Source organism: Ancylomarina longa (genome assembly GCF_003996985.1).
In the GTDB taxonomy this organism is placed as follows: Bacteria; Bacteroidota; Bacteroidia; order Bacteroidales; family Marinifilaceae; genus Ancylomarina_A; species Ancylomarina_A longa.
Genome location: NZ_RJJX01000001.1, coordinates 121,523 through 147,016, shown reverse-complemented (window position 1 = coordinate 147,016; position 25,494 = coordinate 121,523). Strand labels below are relative to the sequence as shown.

Sequence of the window (25,494 nt, the reverse complement as noted above, 5' to 3'; positions counted from 1 at the left end):
TAATTGTTTTTTGGTAATGAATATAAATAGAAAAATTCGTTTTGGGATTGTCGGGTTAGGGCACATAGGCAAACGACATTTGGAAATGATCCGGTGCAACCAGGATACTGAAGTTGTTGCTTGTTGTGATTTACTACCCCCTGGAGATTTGGGTTTGTACATTCCGGGAATCTCTTTTTATCAGGATTATGAGGAATTATTAGCAAACCATCCTGAAATTGATGTTATGAATATTTGTGTGCCCAATGGTCTTCATGCTGAATTTACACTGAGTGCACTGGATAAAGGATTTCATGTTGTGTGCGAAAAGCCAATGGCATTAAGTAAATCCGAAGCAGAACAAATGTTGTATAAATCATTGGAAGTGTCTCGTCATATATTTGTTGTTAAGCAAAATAGATATTCTCCGCCCTCTTTATGGCTAAAGGAAGTAATAAATAAAAAATTATTAGGTGAGATTTATATGGTTCAAATGAATTGTTTTTGGAATCGTGATAAACGATACTATCAGCCCAATTCATGGAGAGGGAGTCAGATTGAAGACGGAGGAACCTTATTTACTCAATTTTCACATTTTATTGATATCATGTATTGGTTATTTGGAGATATAAAGAATGTTAAAGGAATATTTAAGGACTTTAATCATTCCGACCTAACTGATTTTGAAGATTCTGGTCTTGTTAGTTTTGAATTTGTGAATGGAGGAATTGGTTGCTTAAATTATTCGACTGCAGTTCATAATAAGAATTTGGAAAGTTCAGTAATTATTATTGGAGAAAAGGGGACTATAAAAGTAGCCGGTCAATATATGAATGAGGTTGTTTATTGTGATATAGAAAATTACAAAATGCCGGTATTAAAACCATCTAATCCTCCGATTGATTATGGTGCATATAAAGGATCAGCTCAAAATCATCATTATGTGATTGCAAATGTGGTTGATAAGTTGCAGAATAACGGATCGATTGCCACCAATGCACTGGAGGGTTTAAAGGTTGTAGATATTATAGAAAAAATATATCAATTACGAGATTTAATGGAAATAAAACATCCCAAACCTGACACTTTACAATATTACTTGAATCATGTGCATATTGGAGGGCAAAAAGAAAACTTAAAGTCCTAAGGTTACTTTATGTGATTAATATATTACCTGTGAATTTTTAAATTAGAAACTTGTTGATGAAATGAAACCGATTAAGATTGCTATTGTTGGTTTAGGATATGTTGGTTTGCCTTTGGCCGTTGAGTTCGGGAAGAAATATTCTACATTGGGTTTTGATATCAATTCAAAAAGAATTCTTGAATTAAAATCAGGGAAAGACTGGCGGAAAGATTTAGGTATAGAAAAACTAAAAACCTCCAAAAAACTTAAATTGTCGGATAATCCAAATGATTTAGAAGATTATAATGTGTTTATAGTAGCTGTTCCTACACCCTTAAATAAAAACAAACATCCTGATTTATCTCCTTTGTTGAATGCTTCAATAAGTATCGCAAAGGTTCTTAATAAAGGAGATGTTGTTATTTATGAATCTACAGTTTATCCCGGGGCAACTGAGGAGGAGTGTGTTCCAATATTGGAACGATACAGTGGATTGATTTTTAATAAAGATTTTTATTGTGGATATTCTCCGGAACGAATAAATCCTGGAGACAAAGTGCACACACTTACTACAATAAAGAAAATTACTTCGGGTTCAACACCCCAAATAAGCGATTTTATTGATGATTTATATAAATCTATTATTCCTGCAGGAACATTTAAAGTCTCTTCAATTAGAGTTGGAGAGGCAGCAAAAGTTATCGAAAATGCGCAACGTGATATTAACATTGCTTTTGTAAATGAATTGGCGGTAATCTTTAACAAGTTGGGAATCGATACGAATGAGGTATTGGAAGCAGCATCAACCAAATGGAATTTCTTGCCGTTTAAACCTGGATTGGTGGGAGGTCATTGCATTGGCGTTGATCCGTACTATCTTGTACATAAGGCTCTTGAGGTGGGTTATAATCCGCAAATTATTCTTGCCGGTCGTCGTTTAAATGATAATATGGGTTCTTTTATAGCTTATAATGTAATCAAGGAAATGGTGAAAAAGGGTTTCAGAATACCCGGATCCGAAGTCTTGGTTATGGGGATCACTTTTAAGGAAAATTGTCCTGATATCCGAAATTCAAAAGTATTTGGATTGATTAGAGAACTGGAAGATTTCGGTTGTCATGTGGATGTTTACGATCCCTGGGCTGATCCATTAGAGGTTAGAGACAAATACAATTTGAAAATTATTCCTTACCTGAACGGTAACCGTTATGATGCCGTTGTAGCTGCAGTTGCACATGATGAGATAAAAAAAGTTGATATCAAAACATTAAAGAATGGACATGATACGGTAATTTACGATGTAAAGGCCATTTATCCACGCGAATTAGTCGATGGTCGATTGTAGCTTAATTCCGAAAATATTAACTATAAAATTCGTGATGGTAGTTTTGTGAAAACAATAAGCAGATGAATGAAAAGTGATTTATTAAAAGATTTTTTCTCCTATGGAACTGTTGGTGTTTTGGCAAAATTCGTTGGATTATTTACGATTCCGATTTATACGCGATTTTTGTCAAAAGCAGATTTTGGAATATTGGAAATTATTTCAGTCCTCATGGTTCTGTTGGCCTTTCTGTCTACATTTCAACTTGAGAGTAGTTTTTTAAGGTTGTTTTTTGAGAAGAAATCGTTGGAGAGCAAAAAAAAGCTCTTTTCAACTGGATTATGGATCATTATTCTCGGAAGTATTTTATTATCATCCATACTTATTGCATTTAACAGATCATTATCGGTGTTGATGCTGAAATCAGTTGAATATCAATTATTATTTGTAATTGCAATATGTGAATTACTGTTTAAAAATGTTTTAGAGTACTCTGTTATTGTTTTTAGAGTTGAATTCAATAGAAAAGGATACACCTCCTTTAATTTGATCTATGTATTTTTTAATGCCTTTTCTGGTATTTTGTTTGTAGCTATTCTACAATTTGGTCTCTTAGGATTATTGATTAGCAGATGCTTTATAAGTATAGTATTTTCTTTCATTGCCCTTTTAAAAGTAAAAAAGTATCTCTCCTTTAAGTTATCGGGATCTGTATTAAAAGAAATGCTTGGTTATAGTATCCCATTACTACCTGTTGTAATTGTTCAATGGGGGCAAAAATATATCTCAAGGGTATTTATAATTGTTCTCTTTTCTCTTGGACAAATTGGAGTTTATGCTATTGCAGCAAAAGTTGTACTACCACTTCTTTTGTTAACTCAGAGCCTGAAAATGGCCTGGCATCCTTATACTTTTGACAACTTCGAAAAAGAAGGAAGCAAGGAATTGTTTAATGATTTTTATAATATTTTTTCCTTTGTAGCTTCTCTAATTGTGATTGTTTTGATTTTGTTCGGTAAGGAACTGTTAATCCTTTTTGCATCCGAAAAATTTGCTGATAGTGGCTATTTAATTGGTATTTTGGCGATTACTTATATGTTTTCCGGTATGTCTGATCTTATATCAACAGGCATTTTAATAAAGAAAAGAAATATTGTTTTAACCTATTCATCAGTTATTGGAACGAGCTTAGGCTGTTTTTTTATGTACTATCTTTCTATGAAATTAGGATTGTTAGGGATTGTTATCGGTGAGTTGATAGGAGAGTTTGTGAAATATAGCATTACTGCATTCTTAGTTAAGAATATATTTGTTGATTATTTCAAATTTAGCAGAACTTCTATAGCCTTGTGTGTTTTAGTACCTGCAAGTTTTATTTTAAATAATGGCATATTAAGCTTTAATATTGATCTCTTTTCCAAGATCTTATTATTCTTGTTCTTGATTGGCCTTCTTGGGATGTTTTATTTGTTTAGAAATGATAGTTTAAACAAGCGTATTAAAACATTAAGCAATTCGTTATTGACTACTCTGTAATGCGAATATATAATGAATAGTGTAGTAATTAACTAGTGGAAAAATTAGAATGATGGATATTCTTATTGTTACTATGGGAAGCCAGTTTGGATATATAACCGAACATTATTATTATAGTCGATACTTAAAAACGAATAACAATGTAAAGGTGCTGTGCTATGATTTGGGTTTGGATAAAATTAAAATGAATGGGGTGAAGGTTATTTATTATAAGCCTTATAAGAATCGCTATTTGACTTTGTTCCTTTTTTATTTTAGAGTAATTCATATGTGCATGTCAAACAAGATTAATATAATGTTAATAAGTTATTTTCGATTTTGTTTTTTGTTGAGATTGATATTGCCATTTAAGAAGTTAGTTTTGGATATAAGAACTGGTTCTATTGGGCTTACAGGGAAAAAGGTTACTAAATCGAACTCTATACTTCGACTCGAATCTTTATTCTTTAAAAATCGGTTAATTAATACTCATAGTTTAGCCAAAGAACTTAATATCAGAAATTATGATTGTCTTCCAATTGGAGCTGTAAATAGGATTAAATCTCCTAAAGTATTTGATAAAATTAATCTTCTTTATATAGGAACATTGGATAAAAGAAGAATAGAGGAAACTCTGGAAGGACTAAAATTATTTATAGACCAAAATACATTCGTTGATAGTTTGAGGTACGATATTGTCGGTTTTGGAAGTCGGGAAATTGTTGAAAAGATAAAAAAGAAGATTGAAGAACTTCAACTAAGAGATATTGTTTTTTTTCATGGTAGAAAAACAATTGAAGAATTGTCGGAATTTTTTTATAAAGCCAATATTGGTGTTGCTTATATTCCCATAATTAAATGTTACGAATGTCAGCCTGCTTTAAAAACTCTCGAGTATCTAATTAACGGCATGCCAGTTATTGCTACAAAAACTTTTGAAATGAAACAAATAGTCAATGAAAAAAATGGAATTTTGATTGATGATACATCGGAAGCTTTTGCAAATGGATTAACAACTCTAATTAAATCAATAAAAAACTTTAATTCTGAAGATATTAAGAAAACTGTAGAAAAGTATTCTTGGGAAAATATAATTGTGAATAAGCTTGAACCATATCTTGAGAATTGTACAAGTTGAAATGTTAAGTCACATTGTTTTGAAAGTATTTTAAATTTCACAAGATTTATTAGATTATAATTTCGCAAAATCTGTACCAAATGCAGAAAAAGAAGCTACTTCTCATTTCTCCCAGCCAATTTGGCTATCTAACCGATTATTACTATTACTGTAAATATCTAAAGGAAGAATATTTAATAACGGTTCTTTGTTTCGATGAGGGATTAAAAAAAGTGAGCCTTTGCGATGTTCAAATTAAATATGTGCCTTTAGCAGGAAACAGGATTACAAGATATCTCAGATGGTTGAAATATGTGTATCTGGAAATATCCCAATCTAATTATGATATTGTCTTCTCATACAGTTTTAAGTTTTGTTTTCTACTCAAATTATTATCTGCCAAAAAGCAAATAGTTTTAGATGTTCGAACTGGTTCTGTTAAGGAGAATCCTTTAATTAATTGGTTTCAGAATTGGCAACTTCGTTTCGAAAGTTATTTTTTTGATCATATCACCATTATTTCTAGGGGCTTAATTAAGCATTTAAATCTAAATCCTAAAAAATGCCATTGGTTACCTTTAGGTGCCGAAAAATTAAATAATAGTAATTGCGGTTATAACAGTATGAAATTATTATATGTTGGCACCTTAAATCATAGAAAACTGCATGAAACAGTACTGGGATTTTCAATGTTTCATAAGAAATACGGTGTCGATATTGCATGTACTTACAATATATTCGGCTTTGGATCTGAAATTGAAGAAAACTTGCTTAGAGAAACTATTAATGATTTAAACTTGAATGCAATAGTGAAATTTCACGGACGAAAAAATTTACATGAAATTCATGACTATTACAGAGAATCTAATATTGGAATTTGTTATATACCAATTACACCTTATTTTGATTTTCAACCACCAACCAAAACTTTTGAATACATTCTTGCCGGTATGGTTTGTATTGGAACTGCAACTTTTGAGAATTCAAACTTACTAACTGAGGAGAATGGAATCTTATGTAACGACTCATCCAGTTCTTTTTGCAATGCATTAGTAAAATACTATCACAACAGAAATAATTACACATATTCTTCCGTTGTAAATTCATTAGCAAATTACACATGGGACAGAATTATTAACACAAACTTGAAACCGTATTTAAATATGCTAATTTCTGATGCTTAGGTTGGTTCTTCATTATTTGTATTGGGGGTTGATTTTCTGCACTGGAATTTTTCAATTGTTAGACTTAAATTCCGCTATTTACAAAATAGGAATTCCATTAGTTAGCGGAATCTTATTTACATACACCTTTATTGCAAAAGGAAATCAATTAAAATATCCTTTTGTATGGTGGATTATTGGATTTGTAGGAGTGGCAGTAATTAGTTCATTTTTAAATCAAATTGATACTTTTTCATTGCTTTATTTTCTTATCTATACGGTATTATCTTATTCTTACTTTATTGTATTGGTGAATGAAACAAGTCCATTATTGATTTCAAGAATTGTTTCCTTCATCAAAATTCTCATCCTTATTCAAATTCCGGCAATATTTATCAAATTCTTACTGATTGGTCAAACAGAACATGGTGGGATCGGAACTTTATCTATCAATGCAGGTAGTGTATCTACAATTTTCCCACTCTTCCTAATCACAATTTTATTTTGTTTGTATCTGTTTGAAAATAAAAGTAAATACCTGTTTTATATACTTTGTTTTAGTCTTTTCGGAATAGTTGGTAATAAAAGAGCAATTTTGATATTTATACCAATAGTTCTTTTCATTTGCGGTCTCTTATTTGTAAAGTTGGAAAGAAGAAGATATTTCCAAGGTCTGATAAATAAAATAGCATTGGTTTGCGTAATGGGGGTTGGTGTATTTTATTTAACGGCAAGAACAAATAAAACGCTTAATCCGGAACATCGTATTTGGGGAAGTTTTGATTTGAATTATATCGTAAGCTATGTAGACAATTACACTAATTCAGGTTCAAATGATAAGTATCAAATGAGAAGAAAAGACGGTTTGATATATTTCATCAATTATACTTTGAAAGAAAACAAGGAAGAAATGCTATTTGGCGATGGGGCAGGCAAGTTAATAGAGTCAAAATATAATGCCCGAGAGGGAACAATGAAAAATGAATATGGAGTGAGGTATGGTGGTAGAATGGCTTTGATCTGGTTGCTTCTGCAAGTTGGAGTATTAGGAACACTTATCTATATGTTCTTTTACATTAGGTTGTTCTCCCTTGTTTTAAAAAAATACAAAAGTAATCCGGTCTATTTATCATTTTTGGTTCTCACCATTGTATTTTTTATCGACACCATAATTTATTCGAATGTTTTCTTAAGATATGAATACCTTAAAGGACTTTATTTTGTCTTACTAGGCCTTATCTTACTTGATCAAAAATACAATACGAACTATTTCTCAAAACTTGTCCATTTTTAAAATTCCAGGAAAATCTAAAAGAAAATTATATTAGGATGAAAGTTTTAATAATAAGTTCTCTTCCTCAGAATCTTGATTTTGTGAAAAGTGGTGTAGATGCTGTTATAATAAATCTAATGAAAGGTTTTGAATTATTCCCGGAGATAAGTTTTCTTATTCTTTCTCTTGGAAAATCAGATCATGAAAGTACTGTGAAATATGCCCATAATATTAAGATTCAATATTTGCGAAAGAAAAGACCAGTAGGAGGAATTCTGTTTTATTATCTTTTTGATGCTAGAAAAGCAATTCAGAAAATTATATTAGAGTTTAAAGCCGATATTGTGCATGTGCAGGGGGCATCTCCTATTTTGTTTTGTTTAAGAGGACTCTGCAAGAGAAATTTGGTGATTACTCAACATGGCATAATGGCTGAGGAAATCAATTATCAAAATACCAAATTTGACAAGTTGAAATTTGGATTTAAAAAATTGGTTGAACGCTATTATTTTCCAAAGTTTAGAAATTACACATTCATCTCAAATTACAATCGAAGATTTTTAGAAGAATTAAAAGGGAATGACCAGTATAAAGGTAAACTAATTTACAATCCTGTTAATCCAGTATTCTTTGACTTGAAAATCCATCGCACTTTTGGTAAGAGAATAGTTTATGTTGGAGTTATTAATCCACGAAAAAACCTCCTATGTCTTTTAAAAGAAATGCAAAGAATTAAAGGACAGATAAACGGATTAAAACTTGATGTGATAGGTGGTTTTAAAGACGAAGCCTATAAAAATAAGATATTACAATTTATCACGGACAATAACTTACAGGATGATATAAGGATTTTAGGGTGGAAAAGTCAATCTGAAGTACTTGAATTATATGGGGAGGCCGATCTTTTTGTTTTGCCTTCGCTACAAGAATCATTACCGGTTAGTATAGCAGAAGCAATGGCTGCCGGTCGTCCTGTAATTGCAACAGATGTTGGAGGTGTTACAGAAATGATTACTCATGAAGAATCAGGTTTTGTATTTCGGACAAATAACTCAATTGAGTTGGGAAACTACTTATTGAGATTTTGTAAAGGTGATGTTTCTTATTCGGATTTTGCGACGAATGCTAGAGAAGAGGCCCTGAAAAAGTTCCATCCGCGTAATGTGGCTGCTCAAACTATAGAATTTTACAAAGAAATACTCAAAAATTAATTTTTTTTATTAAAAGTTGTTATCATATGAAGGAGGTTGATAAATCCAAAATCGGTGTGATTGGCTTAAAGGGACTTCCGGCTTATGGAGGTGCTGCTGCAGTAGGAGAAAACATTATTGCCAATCTCGCAAATGAGTTTGATTTTACGATTTATGCCGTTAGTTCTCACACCAATTTAAAATCTGGCTATTTTAGAAATAGTTTTCAAATAGTGTTTAGAAAATTACCTTTTGAAAAGATCAATGCTATTTTTTATTATTTACGATCAGCTTTAGATGCCCTTTTATTTCGTAAATATGATCTGATTCACTTACACCATCGCGATGCCAGCTTTGTAATTCCTCTTCTCAAATTGCGCTATCCTATAATAGTAACAACTCACGGAATGGTACTTACGTCGAAATGGGTACGATATAAATTCTTATTTGAGTTTGAAGATCGTTATTTTCTTAAGCATGCTAATTTTATAACAACAGTTTCTCTTAAAGATCAACGGATTGTCGGTAAATTGTTACCGAAAGAGAAATTAAAATACATTCCCAACGGAGTTAATACAAATATCAAAATAGAAACAGAAAAGAAGGATTATATCTCTTTTGCAGCAGGTAGAATGTTACCGGATAAAGGTTGTCATACATTTTTAGAAGCTTTGGATTTACTAGAGAGAAGAGAAAATGCGGTTATAATGGGAGATTTAAAACAAAATTTAATTTATAAAAAAGAGCTGTTACGATTGAAAGAGAAAGTGGGAGGTGTACGTTTTATTGGTTTAATTAAAGACAAGAGAAAACTTTTCGAAATCATTTTTAGTAGTAAATTCTTTGTCTTTCCTTCCGTAAATGAATCCATGTCTATGATGTTATTAGAAGTGGCAGCTTTAAAGGTTCCGATAATTTGTTCTGATATTCCTGAGAACAGGGATGTTTTCGGAGATGAAGAGGTGCTATTTTTCAAGGTGAATAATGTGAAGGATCTTTCTGAAAAGATTAGATATGCTTCTGAACATCCTGGAAAAATGAAAGTTTTTGCGATGAATGCTTATCAGCGATTACAAACTAGTTATCTATGGTCGAAAATTGCAGAAGAATATAAATGCGTATTCGAAAAATTTATAAATGGCAAATAATACTGCTATACATACAAAACACGTTGGCAGGAGTACGGATCTTGAGATTGTGCTCAATTCTTCCTGTTTAGAAAGAAAACTTTGGAGTAATTTTGTTTACCATCATCCACAAGGAAATATTTTCCAAACCCCTGAAATGTATGAAGTGTTCAATGGAACGGAAGGGTTTAAACCTATTCTTATTGCCGTGCTACAAGATCATAGAATTAAAGGAATAATGCTTGCAGTTATTCAAAAGGAAGCAAAAGGAGTTGTCGGAAATTTTGCTAAAAGGTCTATTATAAGAGGAGGACCGCTGATAGCTGAAGATGATGAGGGTGTTTTAAATTTAATATTACAGAAATATAATAGCATTGTAAAGAATAGGATTTTGTATTCACAGATTAGAAATTGGACTGATTCATCTATTAATAGGATGGTATTTCAAAAATACGGTTTCCGATTTATCGATCATTTGAATGTATTAATTGACCTCACGAAACCTGAGAAAAATCTCTGGCAAAATATAAACAAAAAAAAGAGGAATCGAATTAGAAAGGCATATAGAGAATATCTTGAGTTTAGACAGGACAGTCAAAAATCTGATTTAGCAGAAGCATATAATATTTTAAAAGAAGTTTATCATAGAATTAAACTTCCGTATCCTAAAATAGAATTCTTTGAGAATTTACGTGAAAAATTGTCTGATCAGGTCAATCTATTAACTTTTTCAGTCATCGCAGAAGGGAGAATAATAGCCACCAGATTTGTTTTGACTTTTAAAAAAACATTGTATGTATTTTATGCTGGTTCTTATCAGAAGTATAACAATAGATGTGCCAATGATTTGATTAATTGGGAATTAATTCTTTGGGGAAAAAATAACGGCTATACTGTTTTTGATTTTGCAGGTGCTGGGAATCCTAATATTCCTTATAGTGTTAGAAGCTACAAGATGAAATTTGGCGGCGAGGTGACTAATCCCGGTCGATTTGAAAAAGTTCATCACCCTATTCTATTTCATATTGCAAAGAGAGCTTTCTATTTATGGCAGAGGTTTAAAGCTTAGGAATTATTTTTCTTAAAGTCTCTGATTCAAGTTATCACAAATTTAAAATTTTGTTTTGCAGTTTGATTTTACGTTAGATATATACAAAAAAATACTTCTCTGTTTTAAGACGAAAGGATACGAATTTCAGACATTCTCAGAATATCTTACCAAACCAAAAGAGAAAGTAATTTTATTGCGTAATGATGTTGACAGAATGCCTGAAAATGCCTTAATTCTAGCTTCCATTCAGAAATCATTTGAAATTATGGGAAGCTACTATTTTAGGACAGTTGAAACCAGTATGAATGAAGATATTATCAAAGAAATCGCCGGTATGGGGCACGAAATTGGTTATCATTATGAAAATTTAGATACTGTAGCCAAAGGTTTTAGATCTGTAAAGAATAAAAATCATCTTCTAGACATGGGTATCTTGGATTTTCAAACTCAACTGAAACGGCTCCGTGAACTAGCACCAATAGAAACCATTTGTATGCACGGGAGTCCAATTTCTAAATTCAATAACAAGGATTTGTGGAAGAAATTTGATTACACAGATTTTGGAATTATAGGGGAGTCCTATATCGATATTGATTTTAATGAGGTTTTATATTTAACGGATACCGGTAGACGATGGGATGGTTTTAATGTGAGTGTAAGAGACAAGATTAATGGACAGCAAATGATTTGGGAAAAAAATGGCATGGTTTTTAAAACTTCATTTGATATTATTAATGCTATAGATAATGATTTGTTACCATCCAAAATTATGATGACTTTTCATCCGCAACGTTGGAATCAATTAAATTCAATTTGGTGTAAGGAATTAATTTTGCAAAATATTAAAAATCCTGTTAAGAAGTTATTGATTCATTTCAGAGACCTAAATTGGCTTATTGCTTAGCTTTATTAAATATTATTAAACTTGGTTCAATATTAATTTTTCACATAATAGACTGAATAACTTACTATTGAAAATACTTCATAAGCTTGTGCTTATTCGACTAATATTCATTGATATTTATGGCAAGAAAAGGAAATCAATGGTGAAGAGGTAGATTTTCAAAGAATCAACAGTATCGTTAAAGTTGTTATGTTAAATATTGTGTTGCATTGTTCTTATGGTGAATAAAATGTCTTGTGATGAAGAAAGAACATGAAGTAATTGAGAGGTTGAAAAAGGCAAGGGGGAGCGAAATTCCATTTAAGAGACTGCCTGGTTTTGTCATTTTTCTTAATGATTTTTCAGATCTTACTAATCGACTGGGAAAGAATGGATTCGAGTTCATTAGTAGGTATTTTAGCCGTTATAACTCAAGACATGTATTTGTCAGTTCGAAGAGTGCAGAGGATATAAAACGATTATCAGGCAAGGAATATCAATTAGTGATAAGTCTTGAGCCAATCAATAACTTGATCAGTATCAATGAATTTTTTGAAGCTGTCAGCAACAAGTTGACTAATAATGGAATCCTTATTTGTCGCTTTACTCCACAGTATAAAATAGAAGAAAAGATACTTAAAACTAATCCTTTTCCTGTTAATCACTTCGTTTACTTTACACACTTTATCTTTCATCGGGTATTTCCGAAATTAAGCTTGACTCGTAATCTTTATTTTCTACTTACTAAAGGAAAAGATAGATCTATTCGGAAATTAGAAATGATTGGGCGATTATATGCTTGTGGTTATGGTGTCGTGAATGAGTATGAATCAGGTAAGTATATCTATTTGGTAGCAAAAAAACAAAAAGCTCCTTTTTTCGATAAATATTCTTCCTATGGCTTCCTTTTCAAAATGAAAAGAATCGGAAAAGGAGGTAAGGAGATATTGGTTTACAAACTTAGAACCATGGTTCCTTTTTCAGAATATTTGCAAGAAGAATTCATTAAAAAAAATCATTTAACAAAAGGTGGAAAAATCTGTAATGATAGCAGAATTACACCAATAGGTAGAATTCTAAGAAAATTTTGGATTGATGAAATTCCAAATTTTGTAAATCTTCTTAGAGGAGAAATGAAATTAGTTGGTGTTCGTCCTATTAGTCGTCAATATCTTAGCTTATATGAGTCTGATTTGCAGAAGTTAAGAATGGAGGTAAAACCAGGAATAATACCTCCTTTTTATGTAGATCTGCCTGAGACTCTGGAAGAAATTCAAAAATCAGAAAAAAAATATATTGAATCCTATCTTAAAAATCCATTACGTACTGATATTAAATATTTTATTACCGCTTTTAAAAATATTCTATTTAAAAGAATCTGTAGCACATAGTTATAAACACTGTTTTATCATTTTTGAATGACAGTTTGTCTATTTCTCTTTTGATATGCAACATGCAGTGAATTCATTACTTTAAAGAATTTTATCGTATGACAAGTTCAAATGAATTTCTCGAAAATTTGGTGAGAGAAGAAAAAAAGCAAATCAAAGCCTTTCAATATAAGTTAGTGTCTAATTGGTATTGGTTCTTACTATTTGGAATTCTTGGGTTGGCTGTTGGTTTTGCTTACAGTTATTATTCACCACCCACATACCAAGCAAAGAGTACTATATTGGTTCAAAATGAGTCCAAATCTTTACGGGGTAAGGAGTTTTTTGAGGATGAAGGTGGTAGAGGAATTAACATTCAGGATCATATAGGTGTTTTAAAATCTTCTTCATTAGCAAAACAGGTAATTGGTAAATTAAAGTGGGAAACATCGTGGTTTCAGAAGATGCTGTTCTTTGATATGGATATGTATGATCAGGAACCTTTCTTGGTTTACGAAACTGGTATGTACGTAAATCCTAAAGAGATACCTCTTTATATAAGAATGATATCAGATGAAGAATATGTGGTGAGAATAGATAATTTATCTTTTGAGAATCAAGAAGTGTCTGATTTTGAATCAAAGGGAAAGTTGGGAGTTCCTTTCGAAAATGAATTCTTTAGTTTTGTGCTAGAGAAAAATCCGAACGTAATAGTCCCCATTGGAGAGGAGTATTTTTTTGTTTTTCATGACTTCGAAAGTATTGGTTTACAATATGTAAATAAACTAGAGGTTACCCATGAAGATTTAAAAGGCAATTTAATAGCTCTAACACTTAAAGGAGCAAATGCACAAAGAGTTATAGATTTTTTAAATGAATTGAGTAGGCAATACATCGAGTTCTGTTTGTCTGAGAAGAACAGAATTTCTGAAAATACTGTCCGTTTTATCGATATGCAGCTGGAAGGTGTTGTCGACTCACTTAAGCAGTCAGGCCATCTTTTCAGTGATTTTCAATCTAAAAATCAAAGTTTAAATCTTGCAAGGGAAGCCGATTTGGCAATAGCGGATTTAAAAAGGCTCGAAGAGGAATATTCTTTGTCCGAAAGGAAGTTAAATCACATAAGGAATTTATTTTCATATCTAAATAATAATTCTCATTTCTCTAAAGTGGAAAGTAATCTTCAGCAAGACTTTGGGAAAGATTTTGGAAATAAATCTACTTTATCACCATCTGTCGTAGATATTACCGATCCGGTTTTGAACAACCTGGTCTTGAAATTGGGAGAACTTTACAATAAGAAGGAGATTTTATCATATAGTGTAAAGCAAAATGATCCGAATATGTTAGTATTAGAAAAGGAAATCAGACATACAAAACATAGTTTAGAAGAAAACCTTAAAAATTTATTAGTTAATACAGAAAAAGATTTAAATAGCATCACAAGACGTATGAGTGATGTAAAAAGTCAATTGGTTAAATTGCCCGGAATGGAGCAAAAATTTATTAATTTCAAAAGAAGATACGATCTGAATAATGATTTATATACTTTTCTTCTTAAAAAGAGGGCTGAGGCTGAAATCACCATTGCTTCAAATGTGTCTAATTCACAAATTTTAGATAGGGCAAGCTTAATATCAACCAGACAAGTAGGACCAAAAATCATTATAAATCTTATAATTGGATTCCTTATTGGAATTTCTTTGCCTTTTATTTTTATAAAAACAAGAGATTATTTCAACAATACAATTGGTAGCATTTATGAGCTGGAAAAAGAGACTTCTCTTCCTGTTTTAGGCGTGATTGCCCACAATAAGAATCGTAAAGAGGTTTTGGTTTGTAATCGGCCTCGTTCAGCAATAACAGAATCATTTCGGAGTCTTAGGACCGATTTGGAAAATTTGTCAGTAGAGAATCAACAGATGATCATATCTGTACAATCTGTTATGCCGGGAGAGGGTAAATCATTCATAAGTGCAAATCTTGCGGCAATTTTGGCGCTTAACCACAGAAAAGTACTTTTGGTCGAAACAGACATGAGAAAACCCAAGTTGAGTAAAATGTTTGGATGCGACGGTAATAGCGGACTAAGTAATTATTTGAATGAAGAAGAGAATTTTAATGATATTGTTTGTCCAACTCAAATTGATAATTTGAGTTTTATTCCTGCTGGTCCCATATCTGTAAATCCTGCCGAGTTATTATCAAACGGTAAGTTCAATAAATTCATTGATACCCTGAAGCGACGCTATAATTTTGTAATTATGGATAGTGCGCCAATTTCGGTGGTGACGGATGGATTATTGACAGGGAAATATGCTGATATAAATTTAATTGTCTTGAGGCATCGGTTTAGCAGAAAAGGGCAGGTTAGCTATATTAATAAATTGGCAGATAAGGGAACATTGAAAAATGTTTCCTTAGTATTGAATGATTTCAAATTTAACGAGTTTGACTTTGAAAGAATAGGATACCGGAAAGGATATTATCAAGATGATTATATAGCCAATGGAGTAATGATAAAATAAGTATTGACTAGTATTACAGGTGTAAGATTATTTGTGTTATTTAGTATAGAATCGGGACTTCTACTTGAGTAGGAATCCCGATTGCTATTTTTATCTTTAGTAAACCAAAATTCGAATAAATTTTATTGAGATATATTTGAGAGCAAAACGGTTTATTAATTAAATTAGCCCAAATTTATCCAACAATATGGAATTGTATCTCAATATGAAAGCAAAACTTTATCATGAAGTACTCAAACTTGTTGGTAACAAGATAGAGTGTAGCCAAAATAATTTGAATGAATTAAGAGACTCTGCTGGAAGTGAAGCAAAAAGTAGTGCCGGAGATAAACACGAAACTGGTCGTGCAATGATACATCTGGAGCAGGAGAAGACGGCAAAACAATTGGGAGTGAATATAAAATTACAGCAATTAGTATCTTATATAGATCCAAGTGTTTTGCATGATAAGGTGGAATTGGGAGCCTTGGTGATTACAGATAAACTTCGGATTTTTGTTTCAATTGCATTGGGTAAAATCTCCTTTTCCGGACAAGACTATTATTTACTTTCACTATCATCGCCAATAATCCGGAAATTTATTGGGAAAAGAGTAGATGAATTGGTAAATTTTAATGGACAGGAATATAAAATAATTGCAATTGTGTAAGTCATTAATTGATGCATTCGGCTATTTACTTCTATTCCTTTAATGTGTATTAACTATAAATCCTTGTCGGAAGATTTGTCCGATTGGGATTTTTTTTGTCCGAAGATTTGTTGAAAATATACTGCTTCTGGAATGGCAATACTGATTGAAAAGGAGAATGCTTTAAAAGATAGATAAATTGATATTGATGAAATATTTGTTCGTTGAGACCGCAAATACTGAACAAATTGGTGTTGCCGTATAATACATGAAAAAATATGAATTTTCATTCGATTTTTTTTTTGAAAAAAATTGATTTTTCCAAAGGATAGTAAAATAGGAGTTTTTGGTTTATACTATATCCTTGGATGTACATAAAAAGACCTTTTTGTCTGATTAAATATTAAGTTGAGGACAGATTCCTTATAAGCACAAAAGTCTAATTCTAATTGAATTTTGATTCTTGTTTTCTAAAACTATTCTTTTATCAGGAATAAAATACAATTCATCATTGAATTAGCAGGCTGAAATTTCTTTCAAATTGATTTTATTAAATTATACAAAAATAATTATAGATATAGTGTGGGAATTGAATGTTAGATCGATAGGAAAGTTAAGTGATTGTCTGTGTATGTATTATGAATGAAAGGTGTAGGGGGGTGGGTTTGATTGATACAGATTTTTTTTGTAAATTATTAGATAACAATATGTAACGTTGTGTGTGACGAATGTTATACTCGGATAATCGAAAGTATATATTCTCCTTTGTCTTTATAGAAGGTATTTCGCTTTTCAAATCATTTATAATGGAAAGTATTAAATTGGTAATATGGGATCTTGATGAAACTTTTTGGAAAGGAACTCTTTCCGAAGAAGGAGTCTGTGGTGTACCTGAGAATGTTGAGTTGGTGAAGTGGTTGACAGACAGGGGGATAATGAATAGTATCGTATCCAAAAACAATTATGAAGAGGCTAAAATTAAACTTCAGGAAATAGGGGTATGGGATTATTTTGTATTCCCCACAATTGCATGGGAGAGTAAGGGGAAATTGGTTCAAAGCGTAATTGAAAAGTGTCAGCTAAGACCGGTTAATGTCCTATTTTTGGATGATAATCATATGAATTTGGAAGAGGCTAAATTTTATAATAATGGATTGCATTCAGAATTGCCTTCATTTATAGATAGGATAAAAAATCATTCAGCTTTTAAGGGTAAAGATGATTTTTCTCATAACAGATTGAAGCATTATAAAATTTTGGAAAAAAAGTTTGTTGACAAAGTTGAGATGCACGATAATGCAGAATTTCTTAAAGCATCCAATATTAAAATTCAATACATTCAAGATTTGAAACCTCATATTGAAAGGCTTCACGAAATCATAAACAGAACCAATCAGCTGAATTATACTAAGAAACGACTGGATAAAACTCAGATTGTAGGCTTAATTGAAAATCCTAACTTGGATAAAAAATTAATAAAGGTTGCCGATAAATATGGCGATTATGGAATTGTAGGATTCTATGCCGTGGATCTATCGAAGAATCGGTTAGAACATTTTGTTTTTTCTTGTAGAATCATTAATCTGGGGATTGAGCAATTTATTTATGCCAGATTGAATTTCCCCGAAATTGACATTGTACCGGATATAGCTATTACATTAAATTCGACAAAACCGGATTGGATTTCTGTTTTTGATAAATCCAATTTAAAATCAGATCTATCGGAAGATAAGCATGAAAAATCAGATTGTAAAATTTTGTTTAAAGGGGAGTGTGATCTATTCCAAATGCTTTATTATTTGAGTGACTATAAATGCACAGTAATTAAAGAATCTAACTATAATGGGAAGAATAATTTTGTTATAAATAAAGAGCATACCCAAATGCTAATTGATAGCATTAAAATGCCAAAAAACCATATTGATTATTTGATTGAAAATCTACCATTTATAGATAAGAAAACTTATCGTTCTAGAGCTTTTTCAGAAGCATATGACGTTTTTGTTTACAGTCTCGTAATGGATTTTACGCAGGAAGTTTATGAACACAAAAAACTTGGTATAAAAATTCCTTTTGGAGGAAACAACGATAATCTCACAAATCAAAAAGAATGGTCTAAAATCAAAAAAAAATACGAAGAGAGGAATTGTGAAGGTATGAATTCGGAATTTCTACGATTCTTTTCTGAGGAATTTATACACAAAGGCAAAATCTCGAGTGAGGATTTTAAAAAAAATCTTTCCCAAATTCGAAGTGGGATTCCATCACATATTCCAATTATTTTTATGAATGGATCAGAAGTTGAATTCACTGCGGATTGGGAAAGTTATGAAGTGAAAAGAAGTAAAGAAATGAATGTGGCCTTGGATCAATTTATAGAGCAAACTCCTAATTGTTACCTAGTTGATATTCGAAAGTATGTTAACTCAAAGGATCATGTTACATATGGCATTAATAGATATAAACGGCAATGTTACAAAAAACTTGCGCAAGATTTAATTAGCTTATCAAAACGTGTTAATACAATCAAGATTAAAAAGAAGATGATTACTCTTACTCCTGTCATTGATTTGGTGAAACCAATTTACAGGTCAGCAAGAAGAAGTCTTTTTGGTTTTATAAGTTTTATGGAACGAATTTATAGCAATTAAATTGAATTAACTCAAAATTAAACTCAAGTGAGTTATGAAAAGTCTGCTTATTGTGTGTTCAAAGTCTGATAGTGAAATTATTTTTTAAGATGGGAGTTAATAATCTCCATAAAACCTTGTCGGTAGCTTTGCCCGATGGGGATTTTTTGTTGATCAATTTCAATTTGATTCCCCTCAATAGATTCGATAAGTTGTAGTGAAACGATGTAGGATTTATGCACCCGTGGAAATTGATTTGTAGGTAGTAAATCTTCCAGTTTTTTAATGGTTAGTTTACTTACGATAGTCTTTGTTTTGGTATGTATTTTAATGTAATCGCCCAGTCCTTCGATATATATAATGTCTTCAAAATTTAGTTTGATAGTTTTTTTATCCGCTTTTACAAAAATAAAATTCTCTGTTTTTGAGACTGTACTTTCCACTATTTTATTTGTAGATCTATCCTGGAAACTCAGTTTTTCTATCACTTTTGCAATAGCTTTAACAAACCGGGGGAAGGGAATGGGTTTATGCAAATAATCAATCACATCTAACTCAAAAGCATCTAATGCATATTCGCGATAGGCTGTGGTGATAACTACCAAAGGAGGATGTGACAGACTTTCCAGAAAGCTTAGTCCGGTAAGTTTAGGCATGTTAATATCTAAGAACATAGCATCTACTTGCTTATTTCTTAAAACATCCATCGCTTCCAGTGCATTTTTACAGGAGTGAACCAATTCTAAATGTGGAATATCCTGAATGTATTTTTCCAAGACCTTCCGGGCATGTATTTCGTCATCTACAATAATACATCTGATGGTCATAGTGATAAGCTTAAATGTGTTTTATACAAATTATTGTCTATGGATGTAGTGAAAATATGCCGTTTGGGATAAAGCAATTCCAATCGTTTCTTAACATTCTGAATACCCAATCCCTTATGATTTGTTGCTGCTTCTACTTCCTTCATTTGTTCGTAAGGATTTTCAATATCCAAATTAATGGAGGAATCAGAAATACTGATTTGAATGTTTATTTCAGATGAATCGTGCACGGAATTAATGCCGTGTTTAAAGGCGTTTTCAATTAAGGGAATAAAAAGCAAGGGAGGAATTTGATATTCCTGATTTTCACCATCAATCTGCAAGTTTATTTGCGCCACATCTTCTACTCGTACCGATTCCAGTTCAATATAATTTTTGATGAATTGTATTTCTTTTTCCAGGCTTACTTCTTCATCTTTACATTCATACAGCATATAACTAATTAGCTGGCTCAATTTAAGAATCATATCCGGGGTTTTTGCCGAATCGTACAAGCTCATGGAATAAATGTTATTGAGGGTGTTAAAAAGAAAGTGTGGATTAACCTGTGCTTTGAGTACGTTTAATTCAGCTTCCAGCTGTTCTTGAGCCTTTTCGGTAAATTTCAGATTCTCATCTTTTAGTTTTATCCATTCTTTTACAAAGTGGAATAAGGAACTGGATAAGATAAATATGTTCGTTCTAAAAGAATTCATTATAACCATCTTCCATGGACTTTGCATGGCGAATTTTCTGAATTCTATCTCAGGAAAATTGTAAAGAATAATACTTAAGATGCTGATGGTAATTGCTTCCCATTTAATAATTTGAAATATGTATTTGAGATAGTTACCTGTATTCCAATATTTCGGTATCAATACCCGCAAGTTAAAATAAACCAATAGTATAACAGCACCGATTTGAATTCCTTCAAAGAACAATTCGTTGGCAAATCTCTTTGGGTCCATATCAATAAACCGACCTAGTTCCAGTAAAAGGAATACCGACCAAAAGGAGAGGTGTTGCACCCATCTAATCGTAAAAAAATTGTAGAGTTTTTCTTTGAAATTCATATCTGCATATTTTATTTGGCTAAAGAACAAAAATAAGTAATCCGATCCATCATTTATCGATGAACAAGGGAAAACCGTCTGTAAACAAGTCTCTATTTCAATTTAATAGGATACAGCTACTAAATGCTATGCTTTACAGATAGTCAACTGGCATATATCGATATAATTTACTTTTCGTTTCTGGACAGCCTATTATTGTGGAGATTTTAAAAATTATTGTTGTCATGATGAAAAGAAAAAGTATCCTCCTTGGTCTATTGGTAATCCTGCTAAGTGTAATTATTACATCTGTTTTGATTAGCATGAAGGAGCCACCAAAGGAAAAAGAAAGCATATCAAGGATCATTAAAGTCCCCGTGCAGATTTTAAAAAACAAGACAATAAATCTTCAACTAACAGCAGTTGGTAATCTCGAAGCGCAGAAAAAAGTGGATGTATATAGCGAAGTGACTGGTATTTTAAAAGCAGCTAATAAGTCATTTTTAGAAGGAGTAAGATTTGAGAAAGGAAGTACACTATTATTGGTGAAAAACGACAAATATAAAGCAGAAGTATATTCCAATCGCAGCAGTTTTATGAATGCCATTGCAAGCGTACTGCCTGATCTGAAATTCGACTATCCTGAAAGTTATACTGCCTGGGAAAAATACTTGAGCAATTTCGACATAGAAAAAGAGCTTGCTCCCTTACCACAACCTAAAAATGAAAAAGAAAAATATTTTTTGGCAGGTAAAAATATTTATACCAACTATTACAATATAAAAAGTCAGGAGAAAGAATTAGAAAAATACAGGCTAATAGCTCCTTTTACCGGTGAAGTGATAGAATCGGATATCAAACCTGGAACCCTGGTTCGTTCCGGTCAAAAATTAGGTGAATTTGTAAGCACGAAGCTTTACGATTTGTTAGTGGGAGTGGATTTGAATGATTTGAATGGTGTCGCTGTTGGCAATAAAGTAGATGTTGTTTCTCAGAATATAAGTGGAAAATGGAACGGAGTAGTGCGACGCATTAGCAGTAAAATTGATGAAAAGACACAGATGGTTAATGTATATATTACTGTTTCCGGGCAAGGTCTTAAGGATGGGATGTACTTAAATGCAAATATTCATTTAAACAGTCAGGCTTATGGCGTTGAGATCCCCCGAAAATTATTAGTGAAATCTGATTGTGTTTACCTCGTTGTAAAAGATGTTGTTCAAATACAAAAAGTTAAGGTGATTCAGCGAAAGGAAAATACAGTGGTTGTTGAAGGATTGAAGGATGGCGATTTACTTGCTTTAAAAGCATCTGGTATTCATCAGGGTATTAATGTTTCTGCTGTCTTTGACAAGTAGTTAAATATTTCGGAATCAATTAAAACAGGTTGTTATTTTAAAAGGGAGATGATAATAGGAGAAAATAAACGAGCCTCTAACAGAAGCTGGTTTGCCAATCATTTTCCTGAATTAACAGCAAAGAAGTAACATCATATGAAAGCCATCACTAAGCTTATCTAATTATAAATAGATGCTTATTACGACGACTTTCATGTGGCAACGATATTCAAATATTAGCATATGAAATCAATTATAAGTTATTTTTTAAAATATCCATTTGCAGGTAATTTACTGGCAGGAGTATTTGTAATACTGGGGTTATTTGGTTTGTATTCCCTTAATTCATCGGTGATGCCTCAAATTGATCCTGGTAAACTCATCGTAACGGTAGCTTATCCAGGTGCTTCACCGGAAGAAGTGGAAAAGGGGGTTGTGCTTAAAATAGAGGATAACCTGAAAGGAATAAGTGGTATTGAAAAAGTAACTTCCACTTCGGATGAAAATTTTTGTACGGTAACAGTGGATCTGGAGACCGGGTATGATTCCAATATGGCTTTGCAAGATGTGAAAAATGCTGTAGATGGAATTAGTTCCTTTCCTGTTGGTGTGGAAAATATTAGCGTGAAAAAGAGAGAATTCACTGTTTTAGCAGTATCCATGGCATTGAGTGGTGATGTTGATCTGAAAGATCTGAAAAATTATGGTAGAGAGATTGAAAATGATCTTCGGGCTATTGGTGGTATTTCTAAAGTCGACCTAAGCGGTTTCCCGGATGAAGAAATTGAAATTGGTGTTAATGAAGATGCTCTAAAAGCTTATAAAATTAGTATTGATGAGATATATGCAGCAGTAAAGTCAGCAAATATAGAGCAAACAGGAGGATCGATAAAAGGAGAAGATGAAGAACTTCGGATTCGGGTAAAAGAGAAACAATATAATGCTGATGGATTTAAAGATATTGTAGTTCGTTCTTCTAAAAATGGAGGGACAGTACTCCTATCGGATTTGGCTAGCATCAAAGATAAATGGTCGGAAGATCCAAATCGCACCTATATTAACGGAAACCCAGCTATAAAGATAGCCATTACCCAAACGTCGAGAGAAGATATCTTACAAATATCAGAAACGATTAAAGCTTATTTAAAGACTTTTAATGCCAGCCACCAAACTGTAAAATTGGATTTATTATTCGATAATTCGGTTCAGATTAGTGTTATGCAGGATATATTGGCAAACAATGGTATTATCGGGTTTCTTTTAGTCTTATTATTTCTTTCCCTTTTTCTAAATCATCGACTATCGTTTTGGGTAGCACTAGGAATCCCAGTTTCTTTTTTGGGAATGTTTATGGTAGCAGGAATGTACGGTATAACTTTAAATAAAATTTCACTTTTTGGGATGATATTAGTGATTGGGATTCTCGTTGATGATGGAATTGTGATTTGCGAAAATATTTACCAACATTTTGAAAATGGAAAGTCAGCATTGCAATCAGGTATTGATGGAACTTTAGAAGTAATGCCAGCTGTATTTTCAGCAGTTTTAACCACCATGATTGCTTTTGTAGCTTTCTTTTTTATTGATGGTATAATAGGAGAATTTTTCAGAGAACTCGCATTTGTAGTGATTTTTGCACTTCTATTTTCCTTAATCGAAGCCTTCCTTATTTTGCCGGCTCATGTGGTTCATTCTAAGGCTTTAATAAGAGATAAAAAGGAATCAAAATTTGAAAAATTATCTACCACAGCAATTTTAAAATTAAGAAAATGGACCTATGAGCCCTTATTACGATTTTGCTTGAATAATAAGTTAGTTACTATCGGTTTTACCTTAGGCCTGCTTTTTATCACAATAGGGGCGCTAATTGGCGGAATTATCAGAACAGGAGATAGCTCGGTTGATAACAACGATTACATAGATGTTAGTTTAGAAATGCCCGCTGGTACTCCGGAAAATGCAACGATGTTTTATCTGAATAAAATAGAAGATGCAGCTGAAGATCTAGGAAAGGAACTTCAGAAAAGGAGTTTAAATGGAAAACCTGTCATTACCAATACGGCACTCAATTTAACTGCAACAAACGTAGGATCTTTAACTATTTATTTTACAAATAGCAGGAATAGGGATTTTGTTTCAGCTGAATTTGGAAAGCTATTAAAGGATAAAGTAGGGGATATTCCACAAGCGGAAAGGCTCAACTATGTGCAGCAAAGTAGATTTGGAAAGTCAGTGTCAGTTTCTCTGCAAAGCAGTAATCTGGACGATTTGTATGCAGCAAAGAAAGAATTTAAAAGCAAATTATCTAAAATGGAAGGTTTAATCAATGTTTTGGATAATGATAGATTAGGCATGCGAGAGATTAGATTACGTTTGAAAGATCAGGCTTATAAGTTGGGATTGACATTAAATGAGGTAAGTAGTCAGGTGCGTTCTGCATTTTATGGAAAAGAAGTTCAAAGACTTCAGCGAGGAATTGATGAAGTGAGAGTCTGGGTTCGCTATGATAAGGAGGAGCGATCTTCTATTGGGAATCTAGAGAAAATGAGAATTCGAACAAGTGATGGAGGGGAATACTTTTTAAAGGATATTGCAGAAATTAGTTATGAGCGTAATCTGGTTCAGATCAATCACCTCGCCGGACAACGTGAAATAACTGTAGAGGCAGATGCTGCCAGCGAATCGGTAAATATGACTGAAATTAATGATGAAATAGACAATCATATTCTTCCTGATTTAGAAGCAAAGTATCCTGGGTTGAGATTTCGATATGGTGGACATGCAGAAGAATTTGCTAAGGCAAAAAAGTCAGCAGTTGTTATCGCACCAGTAATTCTGATTCTTTTGTTTTCCATCGTAATATTTACGTTTCGATCTTTCCTGCAAACCTTCCTGATTTTTATTTTAATTCCATTCGGGTTTATTGGTGTTGGTTGGGGGCACTGGATACATGGTGTTGCATTAGATATGCCATCCTATTTGGGTATGGTTGCTTTAATGGGAGTAATGGTGAATGATTCTATTCTATTAATAAGCACTTTTAATGAAAATTTGCACAAGGGAATGGAGTTTATGTCTGCTTTATACGAAACGGCAACCTCTCGTTTTCGACCAATTGTGCTAACATCATTAACAACAATTGTAGGAATTGCACCTATTATTGTTTCGAATCAAACCGAAGCAAGAATGGTTATCCCATTAGCAATATCTATGGCTTACGGACTAGCGGTCGCTACTTTTCTAAACCTGATTGTATTGCCAGTCTTAATCATTGTTGTGAATTCTGCACGAAGAAAAATGAAATGGATAACAAGTGGTGTTATGCCTGGCAGAGAGGTAGTGGAACCTGCAATCCGAGAATTAAATCAGACAATTAACAATTAGAAGGTAGTACA

At 32.4% G+C, this 25,494-nt stretch carries 18 protein-coding genes; 16 read left to right on the top strand and 2 right to left on the bottom strand.

Annotation, left to right across the window (positions count from 1 at the left end; genetic code table 11):
- Window positions 1–16 precede the first annotated feature (16 nt).
- The 14 genes from DLK05_RS00575 (at window position 17) to DLK05_RS00510 (ending at window position 18,925) form a co-directional block, all read left to right on the top strand.
- Window positions 17–1,126: a Gfo/Idh/MocA family protein gene (locus DLK05_RS00575; RefSeq protein ID WP_127342024.1), complete on the top strand. Its 1,110-nt coding sequence runs from the start codon at window positions 17–19 to the stop codon at window positions 1,124–1,126.
- 61 nt (window positions 1,127–1,187) lie between these two features.
- On the top strand, window positions 1,188–2,450 hold the full coding sequence (locus DLK05_RS00570; protein WP_127342023.1) for a nucleotide sugar dehydrogenase: 1,263 nt from the start codon (window positions 1,188–1,190) through the stop codon (window positions 2,448–2,450).
- A gap of 66 nt (window positions 2,451–2,516) precedes the next feature.
- A complete protein-coding gene (locus DLK05_RS00565) occupies window positions 2,517–3,965 on the top strand; it encodes a lipopolysaccharide biosynthesis protein (protein ID WP_127342022.1) in 1,449 nt (482 codons plus the stop codon).
- A 361-nt stretch (window positions 3,966–4,326) separates the two neighbouring features.
- Entirely contained in the window at window positions 4,327–5,082 is a 756-nt protein-coding gene (locus tag DLK05_RS00560) for a glycosyltransferase family 4 protein (RefSeq protein ID WP_209319628.1), read from the top strand.
- 80 nt (window positions 5,083–5,162) lie between these two features.
- On the top strand, window positions 5,163–6,245 hold the full coding sequence (locus tag DLK05_RS00555) for a glycosyltransferase family protein (RefSeq protein WP_127342020.1): 1,083 nt from the start codon (window positions 5,163–5,165) through the stop codon (window positions 6,243–6,245).
- A 55-nt stretch (window positions 6,246–6,300) separates the two neighbouring features.
- Window positions 6,301–7,518 (top strand): hypothetical protein, encoded by a 1,218-nt coding sequence (locus DLK05_RS00550; protein WP_127342019.1) that lies wholly within the window; start codon window positions 6,301–6,303, stop codon window positions 7,516–7,518.
- Window positions 7,519–7,553: 35 nt separating this feature from the next.
- Window positions 7,554–8,708 (top strand): glycosyltransferase family 4 protein, encoded by a 1,155-nt coding sequence (locus DLK05_RS00545; protein ID WP_127342018.1) that lies wholly within the window; start codon window positions 7,554–7,556, stop codon window positions 8,706–8,708.
- Window positions 8,709–8,734: 26 nt separating this feature from the next.
- Window positions 8,735–9,835 (top strand): glycosyltransferase family 4 protein, encoded by a 1,101-nt coding sequence (locus DLK05_RS00540; RefSeq protein WP_127342017.1) that lies wholly within the window; start codon window positions 8,735–8,737, stop codon window positions 9,833–9,835.
- The gene (locus DLK05_RS00535; RefSeq protein ID WP_127342016.1) at window positions 9,825–10,883 is read left to right on the top strand and encodes a lipid II:glycine glycyltransferase FemX; all 1,059 of its coding nucleotides are present in this window, start codon (window positions 9,825–9,827) and stop codon (window positions 10,881–10,883) included. The genes DLK05_RS00540 and DLK05_RS00535 overlap by 11 nt, the downstream gene beginning before the upstream one ends.
- A 55-nt stretch (window positions 10,884–10,938) precedes the next feature.
- A complete protein-coding gene (locus tag DLK05_RS00530; RefSeq protein WP_127342015.1) occupies window positions 10,939–11,769 on the top strand; it encodes a hypothetical protein in 831 nt (276 codons plus the stop codon).
- 239 nt (window positions 11,770–12,008) lie between these two features.
- Complete coding sequence (locus DLK05_RS00525; protein ID WP_127342014.1) at window positions 12,009–13,139, top strand: sugar transferase; 1,131 nt, start codon at window positions 12,009–12,011, stop codon at window positions 13,137–13,139.
- 98 nt (window positions 13,140–13,237) lie between these two features.
- On the top strand, window positions 13,238–15,646 hold the full coding sequence (locus tag DLK05_RS00520) for a GumC family protein (protein WP_127342013.1): 2,409 nt from the start codon (window positions 13,238–13,240) through the stop codon (window positions 15,644–15,646).
- A gap of 187 nt (window positions 15,647–15,833) precedes the next feature.
- Complete coding sequence (locus DLK05_RS00515; protein WP_127342012.1) at window positions 15,834–16,295, top strand: 3-oxoacyl-ACP synthase; 462 nt, start codon at window positions 15,834–15,836, stop codon at window positions 16,293–16,295.
- Between the two features lie 785 nt (window positions 16,296–17,080).
- Window positions 17,081–18,925 (top strand): hypothetical protein, encoded by a 1,845-nt coding sequence (locus DLK05_RS00510; protein WP_127342011.1) that lies wholly within the window; start codon window positions 17,081–17,083, stop codon window positions 18,923–18,925.
- 77 nt (window positions 18,926–19,002) lie between these two features.
- Here DLK05_RS00510 and DLK05_RS00505 read toward each other — a convergent pair whose 3' ends face one another.
- Both DLK05_RS00505 and DLK05_RS00500 read right to left on the bottom strand, forming a co-directional pair.
- Complete coding sequence (locus DLK05_RS00505) at window positions 19,003–19,731, bottom strand: LytR/AlgR family response regulator transcription factor (RefSeq protein WP_209319627.1); 729 nt, start codon at window positions 19,729–19,731, stop codon at window positions 19,003–19,005.
- On the bottom strand, window positions 19,728–20,783 hold the full coding sequence (locus tag DLK05_RS00500; RefSeq protein WP_127342010.1) for a sensor histidine kinase: 1,056 nt from the start codon (window positions 20,781–20,783) through the stop codon (window positions 19,728–19,730). The genes DLK05_RS00505 and DLK05_RS00500 overlap by 4 nt, the downstream gene beginning before the upstream one ends.
- A 224-nt stretch (window positions 20,784–21,007) precedes the next feature.
- On the opposite strand from DLK05_RS00500, the gene DLK05_RS00495 reads away from it, so the two are divergent.
- Together DLK05_RS00495 and DLK05_RS00490 are read left to right on the top strand one after the other, a co-directional pair.
- Window positions 21,008–22,120: an efflux RND transporter periplasmic adaptor subunit gene (locus DLK05_RS00495; protein ID WP_127342009.1), complete on the top strand. Its 1,113-nt coding sequence runs from the start codon at window positions 21,008–21,010 to the stop codon at window positions 22,118–22,120.
- A gap of 222 nt (window positions 22,121–22,342) precedes the next feature.
- Window positions 22,343–25,483 carry an efflux RND transporter permease subunit gene (locus tag DLK05_RS00490; protein ID WP_127342008.1) on the top strand — a complete coding sequence of 1,047 codons (3,141 nt, stop codon included), beginning with the start codon at window positions 22,343–22,345 and terminating at the stop codon, window positions 25,481–25,483.
- Window positions 25,484–25,494: the final 11 nt, after the last annotated feature.